Source organism: Atribacter laminatus (assembly GCF_015775515.1).
GTDB lineage: Bacteria > Atribacterota > Atribacteria > Atribacterales > Atribacteraceae > Atribacter > Atribacter laminatus.
Window position 1 is genome coordinate 853,606 of record NZ_CP065383.1, and the last position, 20,984, is coordinate 874,589.

Genomic DNA, 20,984 nt, shown 5'->3' on the forward strand with positions numbered 1-20,984 from the left:
AGGTACTCCGCCTACTCCCAACAGTTCTCCTTAGAAAGGAGGTGATCCAGCCGCAGGTTCCCCTACGGCTACCTTGTTACGACTTCACCCCAATCACCGACCCTACCTTCGGCACCTGCCTCCCTTGCGGGTTAGCTCAGTGACTTCAGGTAAAATCGACTTTCGTGGTGTGACGGGCGGTGTGTACAAGGCCCGGGAACGCATTCACCGCGCCGTAGCTGATACGCGATTACTAGCGATTCCGCGTTCATGCAGGCGAGTTGCAGCCTGCAATCCCAACTGGGGCCAGCTTTTTGGGATTGGCTCCCCCTCGCGGGTTCGCAACCCTCTGTACTGGCCATTGTAGCACGTGTGTCGCCCAGGACATAAGGGCCATGCGGATTTGACGTCATCCCCACCTTCCTCCGGTTTGTCACCGGCAGTCCCCTTAGAGTGCTCAAGCATAACCTGGTCGCAACTAAGGGTAAGGGTTGCGCTCGTTGCGGGACTTAACCCAACATCTCACGACACGAGCTGACGACAACCATGCAGCACCTGTGCTGGCTCCCTCGGAAAACCGAAGGTCGTCACCCTTTCAGGCTTCTACCACCAGCATGTCAAACCCTGGTAAGGTTCTTCGCGTTGCATCGAATTAAACCACATGCTCCACCGCTTGTGCGGGCCCCCGTCAATTCCTTTGAGTTTCAACCTTGCGGCCGTACTCCCCAGGCGGGATACTTAATGCGTTAGCTGCGGCACGGAAGGGGTCGAACCTCCCACACCTAGTATCCATCGTTTACGGCCAGGACTACCCGGGTATCTAATCCGGTTCGCTCCCCTGGCTTTCGCTCCTCAGCGTCAGCAACAGACCAGAAAGCCGTCTTCACCACTGGTGTTCCTCCCGATATCTACGCATTTCACCGCTACACCGGGAATTCCACTTTCCTTTTCTGTCCTCAAGCCGGCCGGTTTCCCGCGACCCTCCCCGGTTGAGCCGGGGGATTTTACGCGAGACCTGATCGGCCGCCTACGAGCTCTTTACGCCCAGTAAATCCGGACAACGCTTGCTCCTTACGTATTACCGCGGCTGCTGGCACGTAATTAGCCGGAGCTTTCTCCTGGGGTACCGTCAGCGGGATGAATTATTCACGCACCCCGTTTTCTTCCCCCAGAACAGGAGTTTACGACCCGAAGGCCTTCATCCTCCACGCGGCGTCGCTGGGTCAGGCTTTCGCCCATTGCCCAAAATTCCTCACTGCTGCCTCCCGTAGGAGTCTGGGCCGTGTCTCAGTCCCAGTGTGGCTGACCATCCTCTCAGACCAGCTACCCGTCATTGCCTTGGTGAGCCATTACCTCGCCAACCAGCTGATGGGGCGCGAGCCTCTCTTCTGGTGTGAGCTTCTTACGAAGCCCACTTTTCTCACTGACCCGGCGGTCAGGGAGCATATGGGGTATTAGCCACCCTTTCGGACAGTTATCCCCCACCGGAAGGTGAGTTACTCACGTGTTACTCACCCGTTCGCCACTCAAGTGTCACCTTTCTTACGAAAAAAGACACTCGCGTTCGACTTGCATGTGTTAGGCACGCCGCCAGCGTTCGTCCTGAGCCAGGATCAAACCCTCCGTGACACATCTGTATCACAATCTTTTCTCCTATTTGAAAAAAAGATGTGGGTTTCAATCTCGGCCCGAATGTGGACCGCTTGTTACTTGGAAACTTCTTTTGGAAGTAGGCGGAATATTTACTTTTCAAGGTATTTTTTTGAATTCAATCAACTAATTTAGACTGAATAAAACCCTCATTAATTATGCTACCGGATTTTGAGGGCAAAAGATACTCTAACATAGCCCTTGTTGAAAGTCAACAGAATTAAAAGGAAAAAATAATGTCTAACCTGAAAATACAAAAAAGATTAAAAAATAACGTCATCCTGAGATTTCGTATTGAGAAGCCGTTAAAATCTCATCTAATGATTATTTTGAAAAAATTGACTCAATGAGATTGCCACGTCGTTCAACCAAGGAACAGTTGAGCTCTTGGCTATAGTGGATTTAGATAACTATTTTATTCTTTATCTGGTACTGCAGGAGCGTGAGGGTTTATCTTAAAAAATACAGGAGTGGATGATAAGTGATCAAAATATAATGAGAAAGAATGGATTCAACAATTTCCCTCCGGTGGAGGGAAATTGTTGAAAAAGCATTAATATTCTATTTTTTTAGTTCCCCGCTCAAGAGTTTTCTTCCCCTTTCCCCACCTACCAGGGAAAAAAGAGTAATTGGAGGAAATTTATAGCAAGTATGAACTTAAAACTCGAACATAATTTGCCCGTTCAAAGCGCTCTGGTTCTTTTACCGATTTTTGACTCATGCTTCCCTGCATTTGTTGAATAGACTGATACTCGTGTTCTTCCATCCAAGTTACCAAGTCATTGAGCATGGATTCAAGATAAGGGATGCCTTTTTCAAAAAGAACTGATGCCATCATAGCAACTTTAGCACCGGCCATCATGGCTTTGAGTACATCAACATGAGAGTGAATACCACCGGTTATTGCCAAATCAGCTTTAATATTGTTGTATAGAATTGCGACCCAGCGAAGCCGGAGGCGGAGTGACTCGGATCGGCTAAGATTTAAATTGGGGACTACTTCGAGATTTTCAATATCAAAATCAGGTTGATAGAATCGGTTGAAAAGCACTAATCCGTTGGCCCCAGCTGCTTCAATTTTTTTAGCCATATTTCCCATTGAACTAAAATAAGGACCTACTTTCACTGACAAGGGAAATTTGGTATTCGATCTCACCGATTTGATTAAATCGATGTAATTTTTTTCTACCATCTCTCCAGTATTATCAAAATGAGTGGGGAGATAATAGATATTCAACTCTAAGGCATCAGCTCCGGCATCTTCGATTTGTTTGGCATACTTGACCCAAGTGCCCTCGGAGGTTCCATTAAGGCTAGCTATCAATGGTATATTAAGTGTTTTTTTAGCTTTTTGGATGTATTCCAAATAGTTTTCTGGGCCGAGATTATAATGATTTAAATCTGGTAAATAAGTAATTGCCTCGGCGTAGCTTTCAGTCCCCTGGGTTAAACGGGTATCGAGTTCTATGGATTCTAAGGTAAGCTGTTCTTCGAAGAGAGAATGGAGGACGATTGCAGCCGCCCCTTTCTCTTCCATGAGTTTTAAGTTGTCAAGTTTTTCATTCAAAGGTGATGCTGAAACAACCAACGGATTTTTAAGGGTTAAGCCTAAATAAGAGGTTGATAGATCTATCATTGAAGGTCACCTTCCTTTCAATTTTCAAAACAACCTATAGTTTTTTATAAATCACTGAATTTAATCCAAGATATTCCCCATATTTAATATTTAAACCCTTCTTTATGCCTTTTATTTCGTTTTGTTTTTTCTAATAGGTTGTAAATTTAAATAGGAGGAACTGAAAACAAAATCTTAACTAAGCTGTCAATTGAGAAAAAAAGTGAAGATAAGCATAAAAAAGGATGGGAATTTTTTCGGCACAAAGAGCATTATTCCGAAGTTTACCAATTTTTTATATATTTTTTCATTTTATATCGAATAAGATAAAAAAAGGGAGAGGCAAGATTCCTTGTCTCTCCCTTTAATGTGCTGATTACTCTTTAGTTTCTGGTTCCATTGCTGCTAAATGTTGATAAAGTTTCCAGCGTGAAGCCACATCTTTTTCAGCAAGATTAAGCAATTTTTGAGCCTGCTCCGGATTGCTGAGTTTAAGCATAGAATAACGAGTTTCATTATAGATGTACTGGTCAAGTGGAAGACTTGGAGCTTTAGAATCGATCTGAAGAGGATTCTTATTTTCTTTCACTAAATCGGGATTGTAGCGAATAAGCGGCCAATACCCTGATTGAACGGCTTTTTTCTGTTGATCCATACCATTAACCAAGTCGAAACCGTGATTGATGCAGTGACAATAGGCAATAATAATTGAGGGTCCATCGTAGGCTTCGGCTTCGAGGAAAGCTTTGATGGTTTGAATGTCATCAGCACCCATTGCAACCCGAGCAACATAAATATTTCCATAGGTTATGGAGATCAAGGCAAGATCCTTTTTGCGGAGACCCTTTCCTGCAGCAGCAAACTTCGCTACCGCGCCTCGGGGAGTAGCTTTTGACATTTGACCACCAGTATTGGAGTAAACTTCGGTATCCAAAACAAGGACATTAACATTACGACCGGAAGCTAAAACATGATCTAATCCACCATAACCGATGTCATAAGCCCAGCCATCTCCTCCTAGAATCCATACGCTTTTTTTAACCAGAGAATCGGCAACGGTCAACAGCAGTTTTGCGTCAGGCATATCAAGCGTTGAAAGTTTTGCTTTTAGTTGGCTTACTAATTCGCGCATGGTTTTAATTCCTTCTTCGTTCGATTGATCAGTAGAAAGAAGTGCATCAACCAGCTCAGTACCCACCGAAGAAGCCACTTTCAGTAATAGTTCCCGAGCAAACTCTTTTTGTTTGTCAATAGCGAGTCGCATACCCAAACCAAACTCGGCGTTATCTTCAAAAAGTGAGTTTGACCAAGCCGGACCCTTACCGTTGCTGTTTATGGCATAAGGGGTTGTTGGAAGGTTTCCTCCGTAAATGGAACTGCATCCAGTGGCGTTGGCAATTATTGCCCGATCACCAAAGAGTTGGCTCATTAATTTAACATAAGGAGTTTCACCGCATCCAGCACAAGCACCGGAAAATTCAAACAGAGGTCGGAGCAACATCACGTCTCGAGTGCGGCTCAGGTTAAGCTTGTCTCGGTCGGGGTCGGGAAGGTTTTTGAAAAATTTCCAATTCTCGGTTTCTTGTTGGCGAAGTGGAATTTGGGGAGCAAAATTAAGCGCTTTTAAGCTGGAGTCTTTTTTGTTTTTAGCTGGACACGCTTTTATGCAGGCTCCGCAACCGGTACAATCTTCGGGTGACACTTGGATAGTAAACGCAAAATTTGGAAATTCTTTCCATCGAGCAGCAGTTCGTTTGAAAGTCGGAGGAAATTCACCAGCTTTTTCCGGATCGTATATTTTTCCTCGAATAACCGCATGAGGGCAAACTAAGGTACATTTTCCACACTGGATGCAAACCTCCGGATCCCACACTGGAATTTGGAGAGCAATATTTCTTCTTTCCCATTGGGTAGTTGCACTGGGAAAGGTTCCATCAATAGGCATATCGCTTACTGGTATGCTATCGCCTTCGTTAGCAATAATTTTGGCAGTCACTTTCTGAACGAATTCTGGAGCTTCGAGAGGAACAGAACGGCGCATTTCATATTGGCTATTAGCCGAGGAAGGAACCTTAACTTCATGAAGATGCCCCAGTGCAGCGTCAACGGCTGCGAAGTTTTTCTTTACTACCGCCTCTCCTCTCTTACCATAGGTTTTTTGAATTGATTCTTTTATTTTTTGAATAGCTAAGTCTCGAGGCAAAACACCACTGATAGCAAAAAAACAAGTTTGAAGAATGGTGTTTATTCTTCCACCCATTCCGGTTTCTTGTGCGACCTTATACCCATCGATCACAAAAAAGCGCAGCTTTTTATTGATAATTTGCTCTTGGACCTTTTTTGGAAGATGTTCCCAGGTTTCATCAGGGCCAAAGGGACTATTGAGGAGAAAAATGGCACCATCTTCGGCGTTTTTGAGCATATCGAATCTTTCTAGGAAGGTAAACTGATGACAGGCTAAAAAGTTAGCGCGATTAATTAGATAAGGGGAATGAATCGGTTTAGGACCAAATCGGAGATGGGAAACTGTCACCGCACCAGCTTTTTTTGAGTCATAGACAAAATAGCCCTGAGCGTAATTGTCGGTTTCTAAACCGATGATTTTAATTGAGTTTTTATTGGCGCCGACAGTGCCATCTGAACCAAGACCATAAAACAGAGCCCGGACAGTTTTGGGATCTTCGGTAGAAAAGGTTGGATCGTACTCAAGGCTGGTATGAGTCACATCATCGTCAATGCCTATGGTAAAGTGATTTTTTGGTTCTTCTTTTTTAGCTTCGTCAAATACCGCCTTGACCATTGCTGGAGTGAATTCCTTCGATGAGAGTCCATATCGACCACCTAAAATTCTTGGTACTTTCTCAAAAGAAACAAGTTCTTTTTCCATGGCTTCGGAAAGAGCTGTTTTGACATCAATGTACATCGGCTCACCAACCGATCCGGGTTCTTTAGTTCGATCGAGAACAATGATGGTTTTCACCGTTTTAGGGAGTGCTGCTACAAAGTGGGTTATTGAAAAAGGTCGATACAGCCGGGTTTTAATCACACCCAGCTTCTCTCCTCGCTGATTGAGATATTCAACCGTCTCTTGCGTGGTTTCGGCACCTGATCCCATAATCACAATGACTGATTCTGCATCAGGAGCACCATAGTAATCGAATAGGTGGTATTTTCTGCCCACTACTTTTTCAAATCTTTCCATAACTTTTTCGACCACATTTGGACAATTGAGATAAAAAGGGTTACAAGCTTCCCGGGACTGGAAGAACACGTCCGGATTTTGGGCAGTACCCCGTATAAAAGGTTGGTCTGGAGATAGTTTTCGGTTACGAAAAGCCTCAACTGAACGATTATCAATCATCGCTCTCATATCATCAAGCGACAGAAGCTCGACCTTTGCAATTTCAGAAGATGTCCGAAACCCATCAAAGAAATGAAGAAAAGGAACTCGAGATTCCAAAGTAGCCGCTTGGGAAATTAATGCGAAATCCATGGCTTCCTGGGGAGAGTTTGATGATATCAAAGCAAAGCCGGTTTCACGGGTGGTCATAACATCGCTGTGGTCACAGAAGATTGATAAGGCATGGGTTGCAATGGTACGAGCAGCAACATTAATTAATGCCGGGGTAAGCTCACCGGCAATCTTATACATGTTCGGTATCATTAGCAATAGCCCTTGAGAATTTGTAAAAGTAGTACCAAGAGCACCAGCTTGCACAGCACCGTGGAGAGCTCCAGAGGCTCCTCCTTCGCTTTGCATTTCAATAACATGGGGAATTGTTCCCCAAATATTAGGTTTTTTCTCCGCTGCCCATTGATCGGCTAATTCTCCCATCGTAGAAGATGGGGTGATGGGATAAATGGCAATTACTTCGTTGACATGGTAAGCTGAATACGTGGTTGCTTCATTCCCATCGATCATGACCAATTCTCGTGTCATATCTTATCTCACCTTTCTTGTTGGATTATTTCCCAATTCGTTTTATAGGTAAAAAACATTTTTCACATAGAAATTATTGTAACATTATAATTGGGCTCTCTTCAAAATATTGACAATCAAGTATCTAAATGAATATCTCTTCTTCCTTCAAAGGCTTGAGTAAGGGTAATTTCATCAGCGAACTCCATATCTCCACCTAAAGGTAAACCACGAGCAATTATGGTGACCCGAGTCGAAAAAGAACGTAGCTTGCGGGCAATAAAATAAGCAGTTGCTTCACCGTCAAGAGAAGGATTGGTAGCCAAGATTACCTCTTTAAATTTTTCAGTTACAATCCGTTTCATGAGTTGGTTGATGGTTAAATCTTCTGGACCGACACCTGAAAGAGGGGACAGTACGCCCTGGAGAACATGGTAGAGACCGCGGTAACCGGTTTTTTCAATAGAAAGAACATCCTGGGGTCGTTCAACAACACAAATTATAGTTGATTCCCGGGTAGAATCCTGACAAATAGAACATAACTCATTTTCTGCATAAAAACCGCAGCGGGAACAAAAATGAATTTTTTGTTTCACCTCGGCAAGAGAATTGATTAACCCCTCTACCTCATCCGGTGATGATTTTATTAGAAAAAAAGATAATCTTTGAGCAGTTTTGGGGCCAATACCAGGGAGACGCGAAAACGAGGCGATTAAATTTTTTAATGCCTCCGGATAAGAGTCACTCAAACAGCTTCCACCTCACAAATAGTTTATTACATAAAGATTTCAGTTTAAAACCTTAAATTAACCCCAACATCCCTTCTTCGTGTGAGGAAAAGATCGAAGGGGAGACGGCGCGGTGGAGTGAAGGAAAAGGCAAACAGCTTTCTAAAAAATGACCAACACCCCTACACGTTTACATTAATCCTGGAATGTTAAGTCCTCCGGTTATTTTTGCCATTTCTTCTTGAGCCATTTCTCGAGAACGATTTAGGGCTTCATTAACAGCAGCTAAAACTAAGTCTTGAAGCATTTCAATGTCGTTTTCTTCCAACAGCGATGGCTCAATTATTATTTCAAGAATTTCTTGTTGGCCATTGCTAGTTACTTTAACCATTCCACCCCCGCTTGATGCTTCAACTTGTTTGGTTTTTAATTCCTCTTGCATTTTCGCCATTTTAGCCTGCATTTTCTGGGCTTCCTTCATCAGATTTTTCAAAGTCAGTCTCCTCCCATCCGGCTCTTAAATGATCATCAATGGCCGAATATTCAACAACAAAACCGCCAAAAATCTCGACCGCGGCTATAAAAGGTTTTAATTGACTATTATCGTTTTCAAATTTATTGGTTAAAATTTTATCATTATCATTATAATTATCCGGAACTACATGAACAGGTTCATCACTTGGTACTTGCTCTGATTCATCAAGGTTATTCGAATTATCAATAATACACTCCAGCTGGCATTTCTTGCCTCTGATTTCCTGGAGAACATCGATAATTATCTGAAAGTTTTCCTTTCTTTCAACACTTTCTTTGTGAAAACGGCTGTTTGGTCCAAACGCTAAAATTAGCTTTGAATTAGTAGCCTCTCGTAATTCGGCTTCTTGCAAAAAAGCATAAAGAGATATCTTTCTTTTTTTTAAACATTGTAAAATAGTTTGCCATTCGTTATCAGCCCTATTGACTGATTGGGTATTCGGTACCGCTGAGTCAGGACTCGGACTTTTCTTTTCGGGAATGAGCATCTCCTTTGAAAGAGCTTTTTCTGGAGAAGTGGTTAAATCTATTGACTTGTGCTGTTGGTTCGCTAGAAAATCTATTATATCTAATAGGGCTAATTCAAGCAATATTTGTGGATGAGAAGACCGTCTTATTTCTAATTCAAGTCCCTGGAGGCGCTGCAAAGTTTTTCTTAAGTCAATTACTGAACAAAGCTCGACCATTTCTTGCAAAGTTTTCATTCTTTGGGGAGCAACACCCGAGGGAGGAGCAGATTCTATGAGAGATAGTATAAGGAGAGAGCGAAAATATTGACTGAGAGAATGAGCGATGTCTTCGGGTTCTAAGCCTCTCATAATCCACTCGTTTGCCTTTAGCAACACCTTACCACAATCTCCCTTGCCGAGAAGAACAAAAAGAGCATCAAGGTCGGATTGGTCAACTTCTCTAAGAACTAAAGTAGCTTGTTCATATGTAATGTTTTTTTCTTCCCAGGACATAAGTTGTTCCAGGAAACTTACCGCATCACGGAGAGAACCAGCAGATTTCTGGGCTATAAGGTATAAAGCCGCCTCTTCAATTGAAAAACCCTCTTGATTGGTAATTTTACGAAGGTGTTGAACTATAGCTTCATTTTCTATAGCATTGAAGTTTATCCGAAGGCACCGAGATAAAATGGTGTCAGGAAGTCGATGAGGTTCAGTAGTGGCTAATATAAAAATGGCATGATCGGGTGGTTCTTCCAAGGTTTTCAATAGAGCATTAAAGGCTTCAGTAGTAAGCATGTGCACTTCATCAATAATATAAACCTTAAAACGTGATTCGATTGGAGAGTATTTTACTTTTTCCCGTAAGTCTCGAATATCATCAATCCCACGGTGAGAAGCGGCATCGATTTCAATACAATCGAGAGAATTTCCTTCAAGGATACGAAGACAGGAAGAACAAACCCCGCATGGTTGTGCCGTAATTCCCTGAACACAATTGACTGAACGAGCCAGAATACGAGCGGTTGTAGTCTTTCCCACGCCTCGGGGACCACAAAACAAGTACGCGTGATTTATCTGGCCGCTTTTTAAGGCATTGGTTAACAATCGAGAAGCGACCTCTTGCCCGACAATCTCTTCGAAAACCTGAGGACGCCATTTACGATAAAGGGAACGGTAGGTCAATTGGTTCTACACCTTCAATAAAAAGATACCATCAGATCCCTCTTGAGAGGGATATCGCGGATAGACGGTGTGGATTAAAAAAACAGAATCCAACGAAATTCATTGCCTCCAATCGTGCACCGAAATTCGATATTTCCACCTGGCTGTATCCAAGACAGTTAACTCAAATCAGGCACCCTCACGGCACCCAAAGAGCCCCACGTACCGTTGCTTCCTCCCGGATCTGGCGGGGTTTATGGGGATTTGTCGCGCAAGACCCAATCTTCAACGCCACTTTTCTTGGTCGACACCAAAAGAAAAACACCTGGTTTCGGAATTCGACCCTGCTGTAGCGGATTGCAGGTACAGGGCACCGCTAACTCCCCATCTAGCACGATTAGAGGCATAACTCTGGCGGAGAGGGTGGGATTTGAACCCACGAGACAAGTTCTACACCTGCCTACTCGCTCTCCAGGCGAGCGCTTTCGTCCACTCAGCCACCTCTCCAAATATACTCAGCCTCATAACTTCCGAAAACATTATATAAATGACTGCCTTATTTTACAAGTGTGGGATTAAATGAAGGGCCTTATCTCTTGTGTACCTATTTACGGGTAGGATAGGTTCTACACCAGAAAAAATAAATAAGTGAGGAAGGATATTTTTTTTATATTGATTGAGAAAAGTTCATTTTCGTATGGAGTTACCATGTTTTACGTTTAATGAATCTCTCTTTTTTTGGAGGTATAATACCGAACACTAAGTGAATTTATAAGACGGTGAACCGAGAAATAATGTCACTCTTTTATTCTCATGGAAACAGTGCTCGGATGATTACCCGGTTGGGAAGGCAAGCAATAAAACCTCCATTATCCGGTATTTTTCCCATATGAATACATACTTTATCCGGGCATGGAGAGTCAGACACCCATACCTTTCCCTGCTGGATGTGGACTTCGGTATTCCCCAGAGGACCTTCAATCATAAGAATGCTATTGGTCGCATTATTCACGAGCATTTCTTGCTGGTTTTTATAGTTTTTAATAATTAAACGATAGGATTTAATTGCCTTGGAGTGAGAATGAGAAAAAACTATTATTCCAACCAGAGCGATACCTAATAATAGTAGAATGAGAAAGCGGTTTTTCCAGAAAGGTTTCAAGGGTGTTAAAATCTCCCCAACTCACCAGCCATAAAATGGTCAAGGACTACCGAGGCAGCTCCCAGTAAACGTATGTCTTCACCCCATTGGGAATAATGGATATGAGGCGTAATATAGTCCCGATACAACAAACGTTCTTCAATTCCCCGCCTTATTGGTTCTTCTATAAATTCCTTTGCTAAAGCAGCTTCCCCACCGATGACAACTACTTCAGGATCAAAAACGTTGAGAATATTGACAATCCCAACACCGATGTATTGACCGAGCTGTTTTAAGATATTCTGACAGGTTATATCGTTTTTTTTGGCTCCCTCGATAAGATGGTGGAATTTAAGCTCATCCCGTTTTTCGGTAAGAAGTTGGTGGAGGAACTGACTTTCACCAAACCAAGCAGCTTCACGAGCTTTATCTAAAATTTTTTCCGTATTACAATACATTTCTAAACAACCTTGATTTCCACAAACACACCGAGGCCCAAAAATATTAACACTGGTATGACCAATTTCACCGGCTTTTTTATTTTTACCTTCATAGAGTTTCCCGTCGATTAAAATGCCGGCACCAACTCCCTCTCCAGCCATAAAATAAACCATATTGGGTATTTCTTTAGCCACCCCATTCCAGGTTTCATGAAGGCAGGCAGCATCAGCGTTGTTGGCCATGAAGATAGGTAAATCATATTCTTTGAGATGAGAACGAAGGTCGAGAGATTTATGGTTTAAAAAAATTGGATGAGCAAGAATGGTATAAGTCTCGGCATCAACTGGACCAGGCACGCTCACTCCAATGCCCAAAATCAATCGAAGCGATTGGGTTGCATATTCAAGGACATGAATGAATTCTTTTTGCAGTTCAAGGAGAGCAATTTCAGTATTTTCTTGAAGTTCATAATCGGAATCACGACGAAATAAAATATTTGGAGTTAAGTCGGTGAGGGCTACAGAAAAGCCGTGCCGGCTAAAGCTAATGGCAATGGTGTAAAAAGCTCTGTTATTAAATGAGAGCAAAATTGGCTTCCGGCCAGCCTTGGTATCGGAAGTCCCTACCTCTTGAAGAAGATTGGAGGTGATTAATTCATTAACGATATTGGTAATGGTCGGTTGAGTAAGACCGGTGATACGGGCTAATTCGATACGGGATAAAAGCCCTCTTTTTTTAACCAGGCTTAACACTAATGCCCGATTTTTTACCTTAACATCGGTAAGGTTATCCCCGATTCTCTGTTCGTTCATGGCTTCCTCATAGAAAATAACTAATTATTAATTCCTCTATAGTTTTGATTATATATATCAAGGATAGTTTTGCAACTTAAATTTATTTTACTTTTAGGACTAAGTTTTTTAGAAATTAAATCTTTATGCTATCTATTATATACTATTCAAAGAATTTTCTGATGATTTAAGCAGTATTTTGTGATATTTAAAAAAAAATTCATTGTGATAAAATAAATCAAAGAGAATTCAAAGATCTTTTTCAATTATTGATTACTTACTGGAATTATCTCCATGCCAATTTCATGGTACAAATTGGGGGGATGAAGATCTCTTCTTATCCTAATCTTTCTAATGATGAGTTGATGAAAAACGATTCCTATAAATTTTAATTAGTTCTTTCCTGCTCGGAAGAAAAAGCAAGGTTAAGGTTAAAAAAATTGTTCCTTTTTTAGAAAACAATTTAAAAGATTCTCATAACCATAAAGAATGATTTTATTGATTATAAACATTTATGAAAAGTTACGATAAACGTCGTCAACTTATTTTAACTTGAAGTCGTTTAAAATAAAAAATAATCTAAGAAAATGATATAGAGTGATTTATTACTAAACATGAACCTACCCACAAAAAAATTTATCAAATGAATCTATATAATCAAGAATAGGGTTGAAAATTCTCAAATTATGTTATTAAATGGATGTTCTTGGGTTTTAAAGATGAAGTAAAGAATTTAAAAAGATTAATTTGTTTTAATCAACAAGTTAAGGTTCTTAAATACTTAAGTAAATTCAAGCCAAGGATGAATCTAAAAATTATTTCCGTCCTAATCCAGTCTTATCGTTTTTCTGATATGGGAATTTATTGGATGAATTCACTGTTGTTTTAACTATCAGCTGAGCGGTATCAAATGAAACTGGAAAGGCCTTTTCTTGGTGTCTTTTTACGAGGCATACGCAACGTATCAACTCTATTATTTTTAAAGGAATAATGACCAAGATAAATGAAGACCTTCTTGTATTCAATAAGCAAATACTCTGAGTAATTTTTCTTATCAATGCGCGCTCTTTCTTCGTTTCTGCGCAAAGAAAATAGAAAAGCGATTTGGGAGGTTAAAATGGAAGACGAGTCACGTTTTCGCAGGAGATTGCGGTGGCTTTATCCGGGAATGAAGGTTAAGAGGTGGTTATTTGTAGCAATAATTGGGGTTTTATTTATCTCAATTGGTTTAAGTCTCATTGTATCAACCCCTTATTTTAGGGGCATCTATCGAACCTGGAGTTCTATTGTTTATCAATTAGTAAGAAACTATTGGTTATCAGTAAGTTTTGGGATTATCTGGTTAGCGGTAGGAATCTTTTTCATTGTATATGGGCTTCAACACATGAACCGTTCCATTTTTAGCGTAATAATGCCCGCTCCCGAAGATGATGTAGCAAAAAAGATATTTCAAAAGAGACAACTTGAGCGAGGACCGAATATAGTGGCTATTGGGGGAGGGCATGGATTGCACGTCTTTTTACAAGGAATAAAAAAATATACCTCTAATACTACGGCGATTGTAACGGTTTTCGATGATGGTGGGAGCTCTGGTTTACTTCGTCAAGAAATGGGAGTTCTTCCTCCGGGGGATATTCGTAATTGTCTTATTGCCCTTGCTGATACTGAGCCTTTGATGGCTAAGCTTTTTCAACATCGTTTTGAAAATGATAGCACCCTCCACGGACATAATTTTGGTAATTTGTTTATTACCGCTCTTACGCAAGTAACTGGTGATTTTCAAAAAGCAATAGGAGAATCAAGCAAAGTCTTGGCAGTAAGAGGTCGGGTTCTTCCTACTACGCTCCTTAACGTTGTTTTAAAAGCTGAGTGCGATGATGGGAATATTATTAGTGGTGAATCAAATGTCGGTGTTTGTGGAAAAAGAATTAAGAGAATTTTCCTCGATCCAGAACAAGTAGTATCTACTCCAGAAGTTATTAAAGCCATTGATGAGGCCGATATTATTATTTTAGGGCCAGGCAGTCTTTATACAAGTGTCTTATGTAATTTGGTGGTAAACGAAGTGAGAGAAGCGGTATTGCATTCCCCCGCTCCGGTTGTTTTTGTTTGTAATGTGACAACCCAACCGGGCGAAACTGACCATTATAAGTTTGCTGATCATTTGAAGGCAATCTTTCAATTTATTCCACCAGAACGATTAAATTATATTTTAGTCAACAATGAAAAACCCGACTCTGATAGGATGAATGAACTAAATCAGAAAGGAATTGAAATGGTTAACATTGCAGAAATCAACACCTATGATTCAATAAAAATTTATGAAGCCCCCCTACTTTCTCTTGAGCAGCCAACACGTCATGATTCGGATAAATTAGCCCGGGCACTCATACAGATCTTAACCAATGAAAAGCCTTCCTGGAAATTTTATTTTACTCTTTATACAGAAGACGGATTTAAGAATTTAAAATTAGTTCAAATGATGAATAAATATAAAAAAAAGAAAATATTAGACCAAGAAATTATGTTGCAAGTTGAAAAAAATCAGACTGGTAATATGAAAGAAAATATATTTGCAGAAAAAAAGAAATAAGATTTTTTGCGAGGCTTTGAGTGAATTCTTATCAAAAGCTTAGGATAAAAAAAAATTTTAAATTTTTTTAAAAAGACACTTCCAAGAAAAATGATAAAGTTTTTTATAAATTATAATTGGATAATTTGGATATGTAATCACAGGATGGAAATTTATACCCAATTACAACCAAGGTTATTATTTTGAAAACTCAATAATTTGTGATAATATTGAGGTTGAGATGAAAAGAGGTATCGTCATAAGAAAATTCCAAAGCCATTCTTTCAAGATAAAGTTTTCGATAAATTGCTGAAAATATTGATTAATTATTTTTCCAAGCATTTATCAAAGAATTGAACGAAGGGGACAGGTGAACAATGCGATACTTTTTTTATTATTTACTGTTTGCAATCATTGTTATAGTTATTCTTTTCCCAATGTTGTGGACCTTTTCTCTTTCTATTAAAACCCATGGCGATATTACTTCTTCGGTACCAAAATTTATTTTTGAACCTACTACGAACAATTATCGGGGTTTATTTACCGGAGAAACAGGTACAACATCACTTCCTTCTTCAAAACCAAATTTTCCACGTTATTTCCTAAATGGAATCGTCATCAGCGGAGGAGCGACTTTACTTGCGTTGTTATTGGGCATTCCTGCAGCCTATGCATTGACCCGGGCTCGTTTTAAAAAGGAATCCTCACGAGAAAACATTGCTTTTACCATATTAAGTTTTTGGTTTGGCCCAGAATTGGCGATTGTTCTCCCCCTCTATCAAATCTACCAGCGAGCAGGGCTCATCGATACCTATTGGGGGCTGATTTTGGTTTATCAATTAATCGCTGTTCCTTTCGTGGTTTGGATGTGTCGAAGTTACTTTCTTGATATCCCGGTATCAATTGAAGAAGCATCAAGAGTAGATGGGTGCAGTCAACCCCAAACCTTTTTTCGGGTTGTTCTTCCTTTGGCCAAGGGAGGTATAGCTGCCACCGCCCTCCTTGCATTTATCTTTTGCTGGAATAGCTTTGTTTTCGCTTTGGTGGTTGGTGGAGAAAAAACCATGCCAGTCACTACCGGATCCTTAGGATTTATCCGTTATCAAGCGGTATTATGGGGACAAATGAGCGCAGCGATTATTATATCTGCCCTTCCCGCCATTGTGCTGGCCATTTTACTTCAAAAACATATTGTTCGTGGATTGACTTTCGGTTCGGTAAAAGAATAAAGGGGGACTATAATGAAAAAATGGATTATTGCTCCAGCAATCATTATACCAATCTTAGTTGGCGTCATTCCTTTTGGGTATGGAGTTTATCTTTCTTTTACCAATTGGCGGTTGGCCAATCCCGGGATCAGTTTTATTGGACTCGAGAATTATTTCTTTTTATTTAAAGACGGGAATTTTTGGAAGGCAGTTGTTATTTCTTTTGAATATGTCGGATTGGCGATTTCGATCGAGCTTCTTTTAGGAAGCTTAATTGCTTACTTGCTCACGAAAAATCGGCGTGGTCAGTGGTTTTTTCGCTCAATTATTATCATTCCTCTAACGGTTGCCCCAATTCTTTTAGCTTTGATGTGGAAACTGATGCTTTCTACCTCGGGCGGAGTAGTGAACTATTTGTTGGGTTTCCTTGGTGTACCGCAAATTGCCTGGTTGGCTGATCCAAGATTTGCACTGACAACTTTAGCCTTTATTGATGCCTATATTTATACCCCGTTTGTTGCTTTAATCCTATTTGCTGGACTCCAAAGTCTCCCTCGCGATCCCTATGAAGCGGCTATGGTTGATGGAGCATCCGGTTTTGACAATTTTCGATATATTACCTGGCCTCTGATGAGACCCTTGGTTTTAGTATCGGTCATGTTTCGATTGGTGATTTCTTTTAAAATTTTTGATACCATTTATGCAACGACAAGCGGTGGACCTGGAACTGCCACGACCAACCTTCACCTCTGGGTTTATCTAAACGCGTTCCGTTATGGAGACATGGCTTATGCTATGGCCGGAGCGGTTATTCTTTTTGTTATTATCTATATTTTAGTGTTCGTCTTTGTCCGAATGTGGAAAAATGCTACAGCATATATTTAATACTCCAATATTTATTTTTAAAAAGGCAATGGAAATTATTTTCTAGAATGCGTTTTTAAAAGGCTAAACCGAAGAAAAAAATTCAAAAAACTTTCCTAATAGAATTTAAGTCGATTTTCTAAGACAAAGAGTAATGATATGTAATATTGAGGATTAGAAATAATCAATTGGAGGTGATAGTTAAATTCTTTTGGTGTTAAGAAAATTATATTTAAAAAATTTACAAAGTGAGGTGGCAAGTTTATGATGAAAAAACCGTATTTTGCAATCGTTACTTTTGTGGTCGTTTTGTTTATGTTTTTGGGAGTTGCTTTTGCCCAAGCATTTGAAAATACCAGTGTAAATTGGAAACAATTTGAAGGCGAGTCTATTAATCTTCTTCTCTGTAATCACCCGATGCAGGCAACATTTGAAGCCCTGATTGATGATTTTGAAGCGTTAACCGGGATCGATGTGAATGTTCTGACTCTTCCTGAACAACAATTTTTTGAAAGACAAACCGTGGTTCTAACTGGAAAATCCCCGGAATTCGATATTGTCATGTCTTCACCAATGCTCAATTGGAAATTCATCCCTGGTGGATTTTTAGAACCTCTTAATGCTTACCTTGAGGATCCAGCTTTAACTGATGCTGAATTTTATGATATCGACGACTTCTTCCCTATGACCATCGAAGCCAGTAAGGTTGCCGGAAAACTGTATGCAATACCATACCAGGTTGAAGCCTATACTCTTTATTATCGTTCTGACTTTTTAGACAAATATGGTGTAGCGGAACCAAAAACCCTTGATGAATTATATGAAGCTGCTAAAAAAGTCAAAGCTGGTTTTGATGCCGATGGTATCACCGATATCCTTCCTTTCACCTGCCGTGGTATCAAGGGAGCTGGAACTGCGAACTCAGCATATATCAGCCTAGTTGCATCCTATGGTGCCAAAGATTTTGACGAAGAAGGCAATCCTGCAATGTATACCCCAGAAATTGTTGCCATGTCCGACCTCTGGACCAAGCTTATTCGTGATTTCGGACCGAAAGACTGGTCAGCCTTAGACTGGTACGACGTGAAGGACGCTTTCATAGCTGGAAGGGCAGCCATGATCATTGATGCCGACCATTGGGGCGCCGAACTTGATGATCCAGCTATTGCCCAAGAGATTATTGGAAAATGGAAAGCCGTTCACGTTCCAGAAGGACCTGCTGGAATCAAGTCCAATATCTGGGCTTGGTCAATTGCTATGAACGCTGCTTCTGAAAACAAGAAGCCGGCCTGGTTATTCATGGAATGGGCTTCCAGCAAACCAATTATGTTAGAAGCTTCCTTGAAATACAATAATCAGACTCCAGTACGTAATTCAGTATGGAATAACGAAGAAATTATAAAACGGACTTCAGAGTGGGGTCAGGGAACTTGTCGTCCACTGGTTACCAAAAACTTAGAAGAATATGCTGCATTACAATGGACTCCAAATCCCAATACTTTCGCTCTGAGTGAATTATGGCAGGAACAACTCCAGAGAATTTGGACCCAGGAAGTCTCAGCTGATGATGCTATTAAAGAAGTACAGAATCGTGCGATGAGACTTATGCCTCCCAAAGATTGGTTGCAATAATAAAAAAAGCCATAACCATAAACCATAAATAAGATTAAAAAAGGGAGCTCTGCTTTGGCAGGGCTCCCTTTTTTTTGTGGGTGGCTATAATTAATTTATCTCCATTTAAGAACAATCGCAGCTAAATATGGGATATTGTATTTTAATTAATGAGTTATTTGGGCATTTTAATAACTAAAAACTTAAAAGGTTTGTCAGTGTTATTGATGAGACGGTGAGGGATATCTTTAGGACTCTCGATGCAAGTACTTGAATTTACTGGAACGTTTTCGTCACCAATTTCAACTAATCCACTTCCTTCAAGAATGTAGAAAGCGACATCAACCGGAGTGGTGTGTGGTTTTAAAGACTCACCTGGGTGTAAAGTCATATGGATAATCTGGGCATGGTTGTAGTCATATATCCTGCGAGCATCGATATTATGGTTATTAACAAAGGGTTGGGTTTTATCAACTTCCAAAATTTTCATTACAGTCCTCCCTTAAATTTTATATAACTGGGGATGGCAGGTATTCAGGGGAGGGTTTACCAACCCTCCCTCATTTAGAGTTTACTATCCAAGAATAGCCTGAAGGTCGGCTTCAGGAGTAGTTATGGTCATAAGATTGAAATTGTCTTGGAGAACTTTTAACGCTGCTGGAGTAACAAAAGCAGGCAAGCTGGGGCCGAGCCTCATGTTTTTAATTCCTAGGCATAGAAGAGAAAGGAGAATGCAAACCGCTTTTTGCTCATACCAGGAAAGGATAAAAGAGAGGGGCAAACCGTTAACATCGGTGTTAAAAGCGTTAGCAAGAGCAACTGCTATCTGTATTGCCGAATAGGCATCGTTACATTGTCCAACATCAAGCAAACGAGGAATACCTCCAATATCACCAAATTCAAGCTTATTGAAACGATATTTCCCACAAGCTAAGGTAAGAATAACCGAGTCTTGTGGTACCATTTGGGCTAATTGGGTGTAGTAATTTCTTCCTGTCTTTGCACCGTCACAGCCGCCAATGAGGAAGAAATGGCGTATGGCACCCGACTTAACTGCATTGATTACCTGATCTGCGACTCCCATTACAGCATTATGACCAAAACCTACCATGATAGTTTTTTCTGGTTCGTCTTCTGGGAATCCCGGGGCAGCTAAAGCAGCTTCAATAACCGGTGCAAAATTACGATCGGAAATATGGGTTACTCCTGGCCAGGCCACTAAACCAGATGTGAAGATTCGATTCTTATAGCTTTCTTTCGGTTTTTGAATACAATTCGTGGTCATGAGAATGGCACCAGGAAACGCATCGAATTCTTTTTGTTGATCCTGCCAGGCACCACCATAATTCCCAACGAAGTGAGGATATTTTTTCAGTTCTGGATAGGCATGGGTCGGAAGCATCTCCCCATGAGTGTAAATATTAATTCCTTTGCCCTCGGTTTGTTTTAAAAGCTCATCTAAATCTTTTAGGTCATGACCGGAAACAACAATTGCCTTTCCTTTTTTGGCAGTTATTGGAACTGCAGTTGGAACCGGATGACCATAAGTGCCAGTATTGGCTTTATCAAGGAGCTCCATAATCCGAATATTAACCTCACCGCATTTTAAGGCAGTTTTCAGCAGTTCATCAAGAGTAAATTGTCCTTTGGTAAGAAAATTAAGAGTTTCATGGAAAAAGGCATAAACGTTGTCATCTTCTTGGCCAAGGATTTGAGCATGGTCTACATAGGCAGCCATTCCTTTTAGACCATAAAGGATGAGATGCATCAAACCAGCTATATCTTCACCATATTCTTTAATGTTGTTTTCAAGAGATACTGCTTCTCCTTGACGTACCAGTTCGTCTAAACTGGTAGCTGGTTTCCAGGTTGCTGGACCACTCAACTCTTCTGGGGTTTTTTCCGATTGACGGCAGGCATCGAGGTATTGCTGTTTAACCTTTTCTTTGATGTTGTAGGCTTTATGAAGTAAAGATTTTAAGCGTTCAGGATCAAAATCAACATTGGTAATTGTAGTAAAAAGAGCTTCAGTAACAAAGATATCGGCATCATGGTTTTTAGAGCCAAATTGACGTGCCCGATGGGCATATTGGCCAATTCCCAAGGTGGCATAAATTAATAGATCTTGAAGTGCGGAAGTTTCTGGATCTTTACCGCACACTCCAAAGGCAGTACAACCAGTTCCTTTGGCAGTTTGTTCACATTGATAACAGAACATATAATGAACCCCCTTTTTTAATAATTATTGTTATAAACCAACGTTTAGTTCTTACAAAAAGAACTTGAATGGTTTGAAAGTTGTTTATTCAATAAAATTT

Annotated in this window: 13 protein-coding genes, 1 tRNA gene, 1 rRNA gene and 1 other RNA gene; 4 read left to right on the forward strand and 12 right to left on the reverse strand. The window is 40.6% G+C overall.

What is annotated here, in order from left to right:
* Positions 1–34 precede the first annotated feature (34 nt).
* The 10 genes from RT761_RS04075 to RT761_RS04120 form a co-directional block, all read right to left on the reverse strand.
* Positions 35–1,608: ribosomal RNA gene (locus tag RT761_RS04075) — 16S ribosomal RNA — on the reverse strand.
* A 661-nt stretch (positions 1,609–2,269) separates the two neighbouring features.
* On the reverse strand, positions 2,270–3,265 hold the full coding sequence (locus RT761_RS04080) for a dihydroorotate dehydrogenase-like protein (RefSeq protein ID WP_218112808.1): 996 nt from the start codon (positions 3,263–3,265) through the stop codon (positions 2,270–2,272).
* A gap of 355 nt (positions 3,266–3,620) precedes the next feature.
* Positions 3,621–7,184, reverse strand: a complete 3,564-nt coding sequence (gene nifJ / locus RT761_RS04085) for a pyruvate:ferredoxin (flavodoxin) oxidoreductase (RefSeq protein ID WP_218112809.1) — start codon at positions 7,182–7,184, stop codon at positions 3,621–3,623.
* A 116-nt stretch (positions 7,185–7,300) separates the two neighbouring features.
* The gene (gene recR, locus RT761_RS04090; RefSeq protein WP_218112810.1) at positions 7,301–7,912 is read right to left on the reverse strand and encodes a recombination mediator RecR; all 612 of its coding nucleotides are present in this window, start codon (positions 7,910–7,912) and stop codon (positions 7,301–7,303) included.
* A gap of 169 nt (positions 7,913–8,081) precedes the next feature.
* A complete protein-coding gene (locus RT761_RS04095; RefSeq protein ID WP_343073772.1) occupies positions 8,082–8,354 on the reverse strand; it encodes a YbaB/EbfC family nucleoid-associated protein in 273 nt (90 codons plus the stop codon).
* On the reverse strand, positions 8,344–10,059 hold the full coding sequence (gene dnaX / locus RT761_RS04100; RefSeq protein ID WP_218112811.1) for a DNA polymerase III subunit gamma/tau: 1,716 nt from the start codon (positions 10,057–10,059) through the stop codon (positions 8,344–8,346). Before dnaX ends, RT761_RS04095 begins: the two co-directional genes overlap by 11 nt.
* Positions 10,060–10,171: 112 nt before the next feature.
* Positions 10,172–10,435, reverse strand: an RNA gene (ffs, locus tag RT761_RS04105) — signal recognition particle sRNA large type.
* 15 nt (positions 10,436–10,450) lie between these two features.
* Positions 10,451–10,545 (reverse strand) — tRNA-Ser (locus RT761_RS04110).
* Between the two features lie 304 nt (positions 10,546–10,849).
* Entirely contained in the window at positions 10,850–11,200 is a 351-nt protein-coding gene (locus RT761_RS04115) for a NusG domain II-containing protein (RefSeq protein WP_218112812.1), read from the reverse strand.
* Positions 11,201–11,205: 5 nt separating this feature from the next.
* Positions 11,206–12,432 (reverse strand): ROK family transcriptional regulator, encoded by a 1,227-nt coding sequence (locus RT761_RS04120; RefSeq protein WP_218112813.1) that lies wholly within the window; start codon positions 12,430–12,432, stop codon positions 11,206–11,208.
* A gap of 1,147 nt (positions 12,433–13,579) precedes the next feature.
* Here RT761_RS04120 and yvcK point away from each other — a divergent pair.
* The 4 genes from yvcK (at position 13,580) to RT761_RS04140 (ending at position 18,687) form a co-directional block, all read left to right on the forward strand.
* Positions 13,580–15,004: a YvcK family protein gene (gene yvcK / locus RT761_RS04125; protein ID WP_246465230.1), complete on the forward strand. Its 1,425-nt coding sequence runs from the start codon at positions 13,580–13,582 to the stop codon at positions 15,002–15,004.
* A gap of 356 nt (positions 15,005–15,360) precedes the next feature.
* Positions 15,361–16,212, forward strand: a complete 852-nt coding sequence (locus RT761_RS04130; RefSeq protein WP_218112814.1) for a carbohydrate ABC transporter permease — start codon at positions 15,361–15,363, stop codon at positions 16,210–16,212.
* A 12-nt stretch (positions 16,213–16,224) separates the two neighbouring features.
* The gene (locus RT761_RS04135) at positions 16,225–17,076 is read left to right on the forward strand and encodes a carbohydrate ABC transporter permease (RefSeq protein ID WP_218112815.1); all 852 of its coding nucleotides are present in this window, start codon (positions 16,225–16,227) and stop codon (positions 17,074–17,076) included.
* Positions 17,077–17,319: 243 nt separating this feature from the next.
* On the forward strand, positions 17,320–18,687 hold the full coding sequence (locus tag RT761_RS04140) for an ABC transporter substrate-binding protein (RefSeq protein ID WP_218112816.1): 1,368 nt from the start codon (positions 17,320–17,322) through the stop codon (positions 18,685–18,687).
* 154 nt (positions 18,688–18,841) lie between these two features.
* On the opposite strand, the gene RT761_RS04145 is transcribed toward RT761_RS04140, so the two are convergent.
* Both RT761_RS04145 and hcp read right to left on the reverse strand, forming a co-directional pair.
* Positions 18,842–19,156, reverse strand: coding sequence for a cupin domain-containing protein (locus RT761_RS04145; RefSeq protein ID WP_218112817.1), 315 nt, complete (start codon positions 19,154–19,156; stop codon positions 18,842–18,844).
* An 84-nt stretch (positions 19,157–19,240) separates the two neighbouring features.
* On the reverse strand, positions 19,241–20,884 hold the full coding sequence (gene hcp, locus RT761_RS04150; protein ID WP_218112818.1) for a hydroxylamine reductase: 1,644 nt from the start codon (positions 20,882–20,884) through the stop codon (positions 19,241–19,243).
* Between the last annotated feature and the right edge of the window lie 100 nt (positions 20,885–20,984).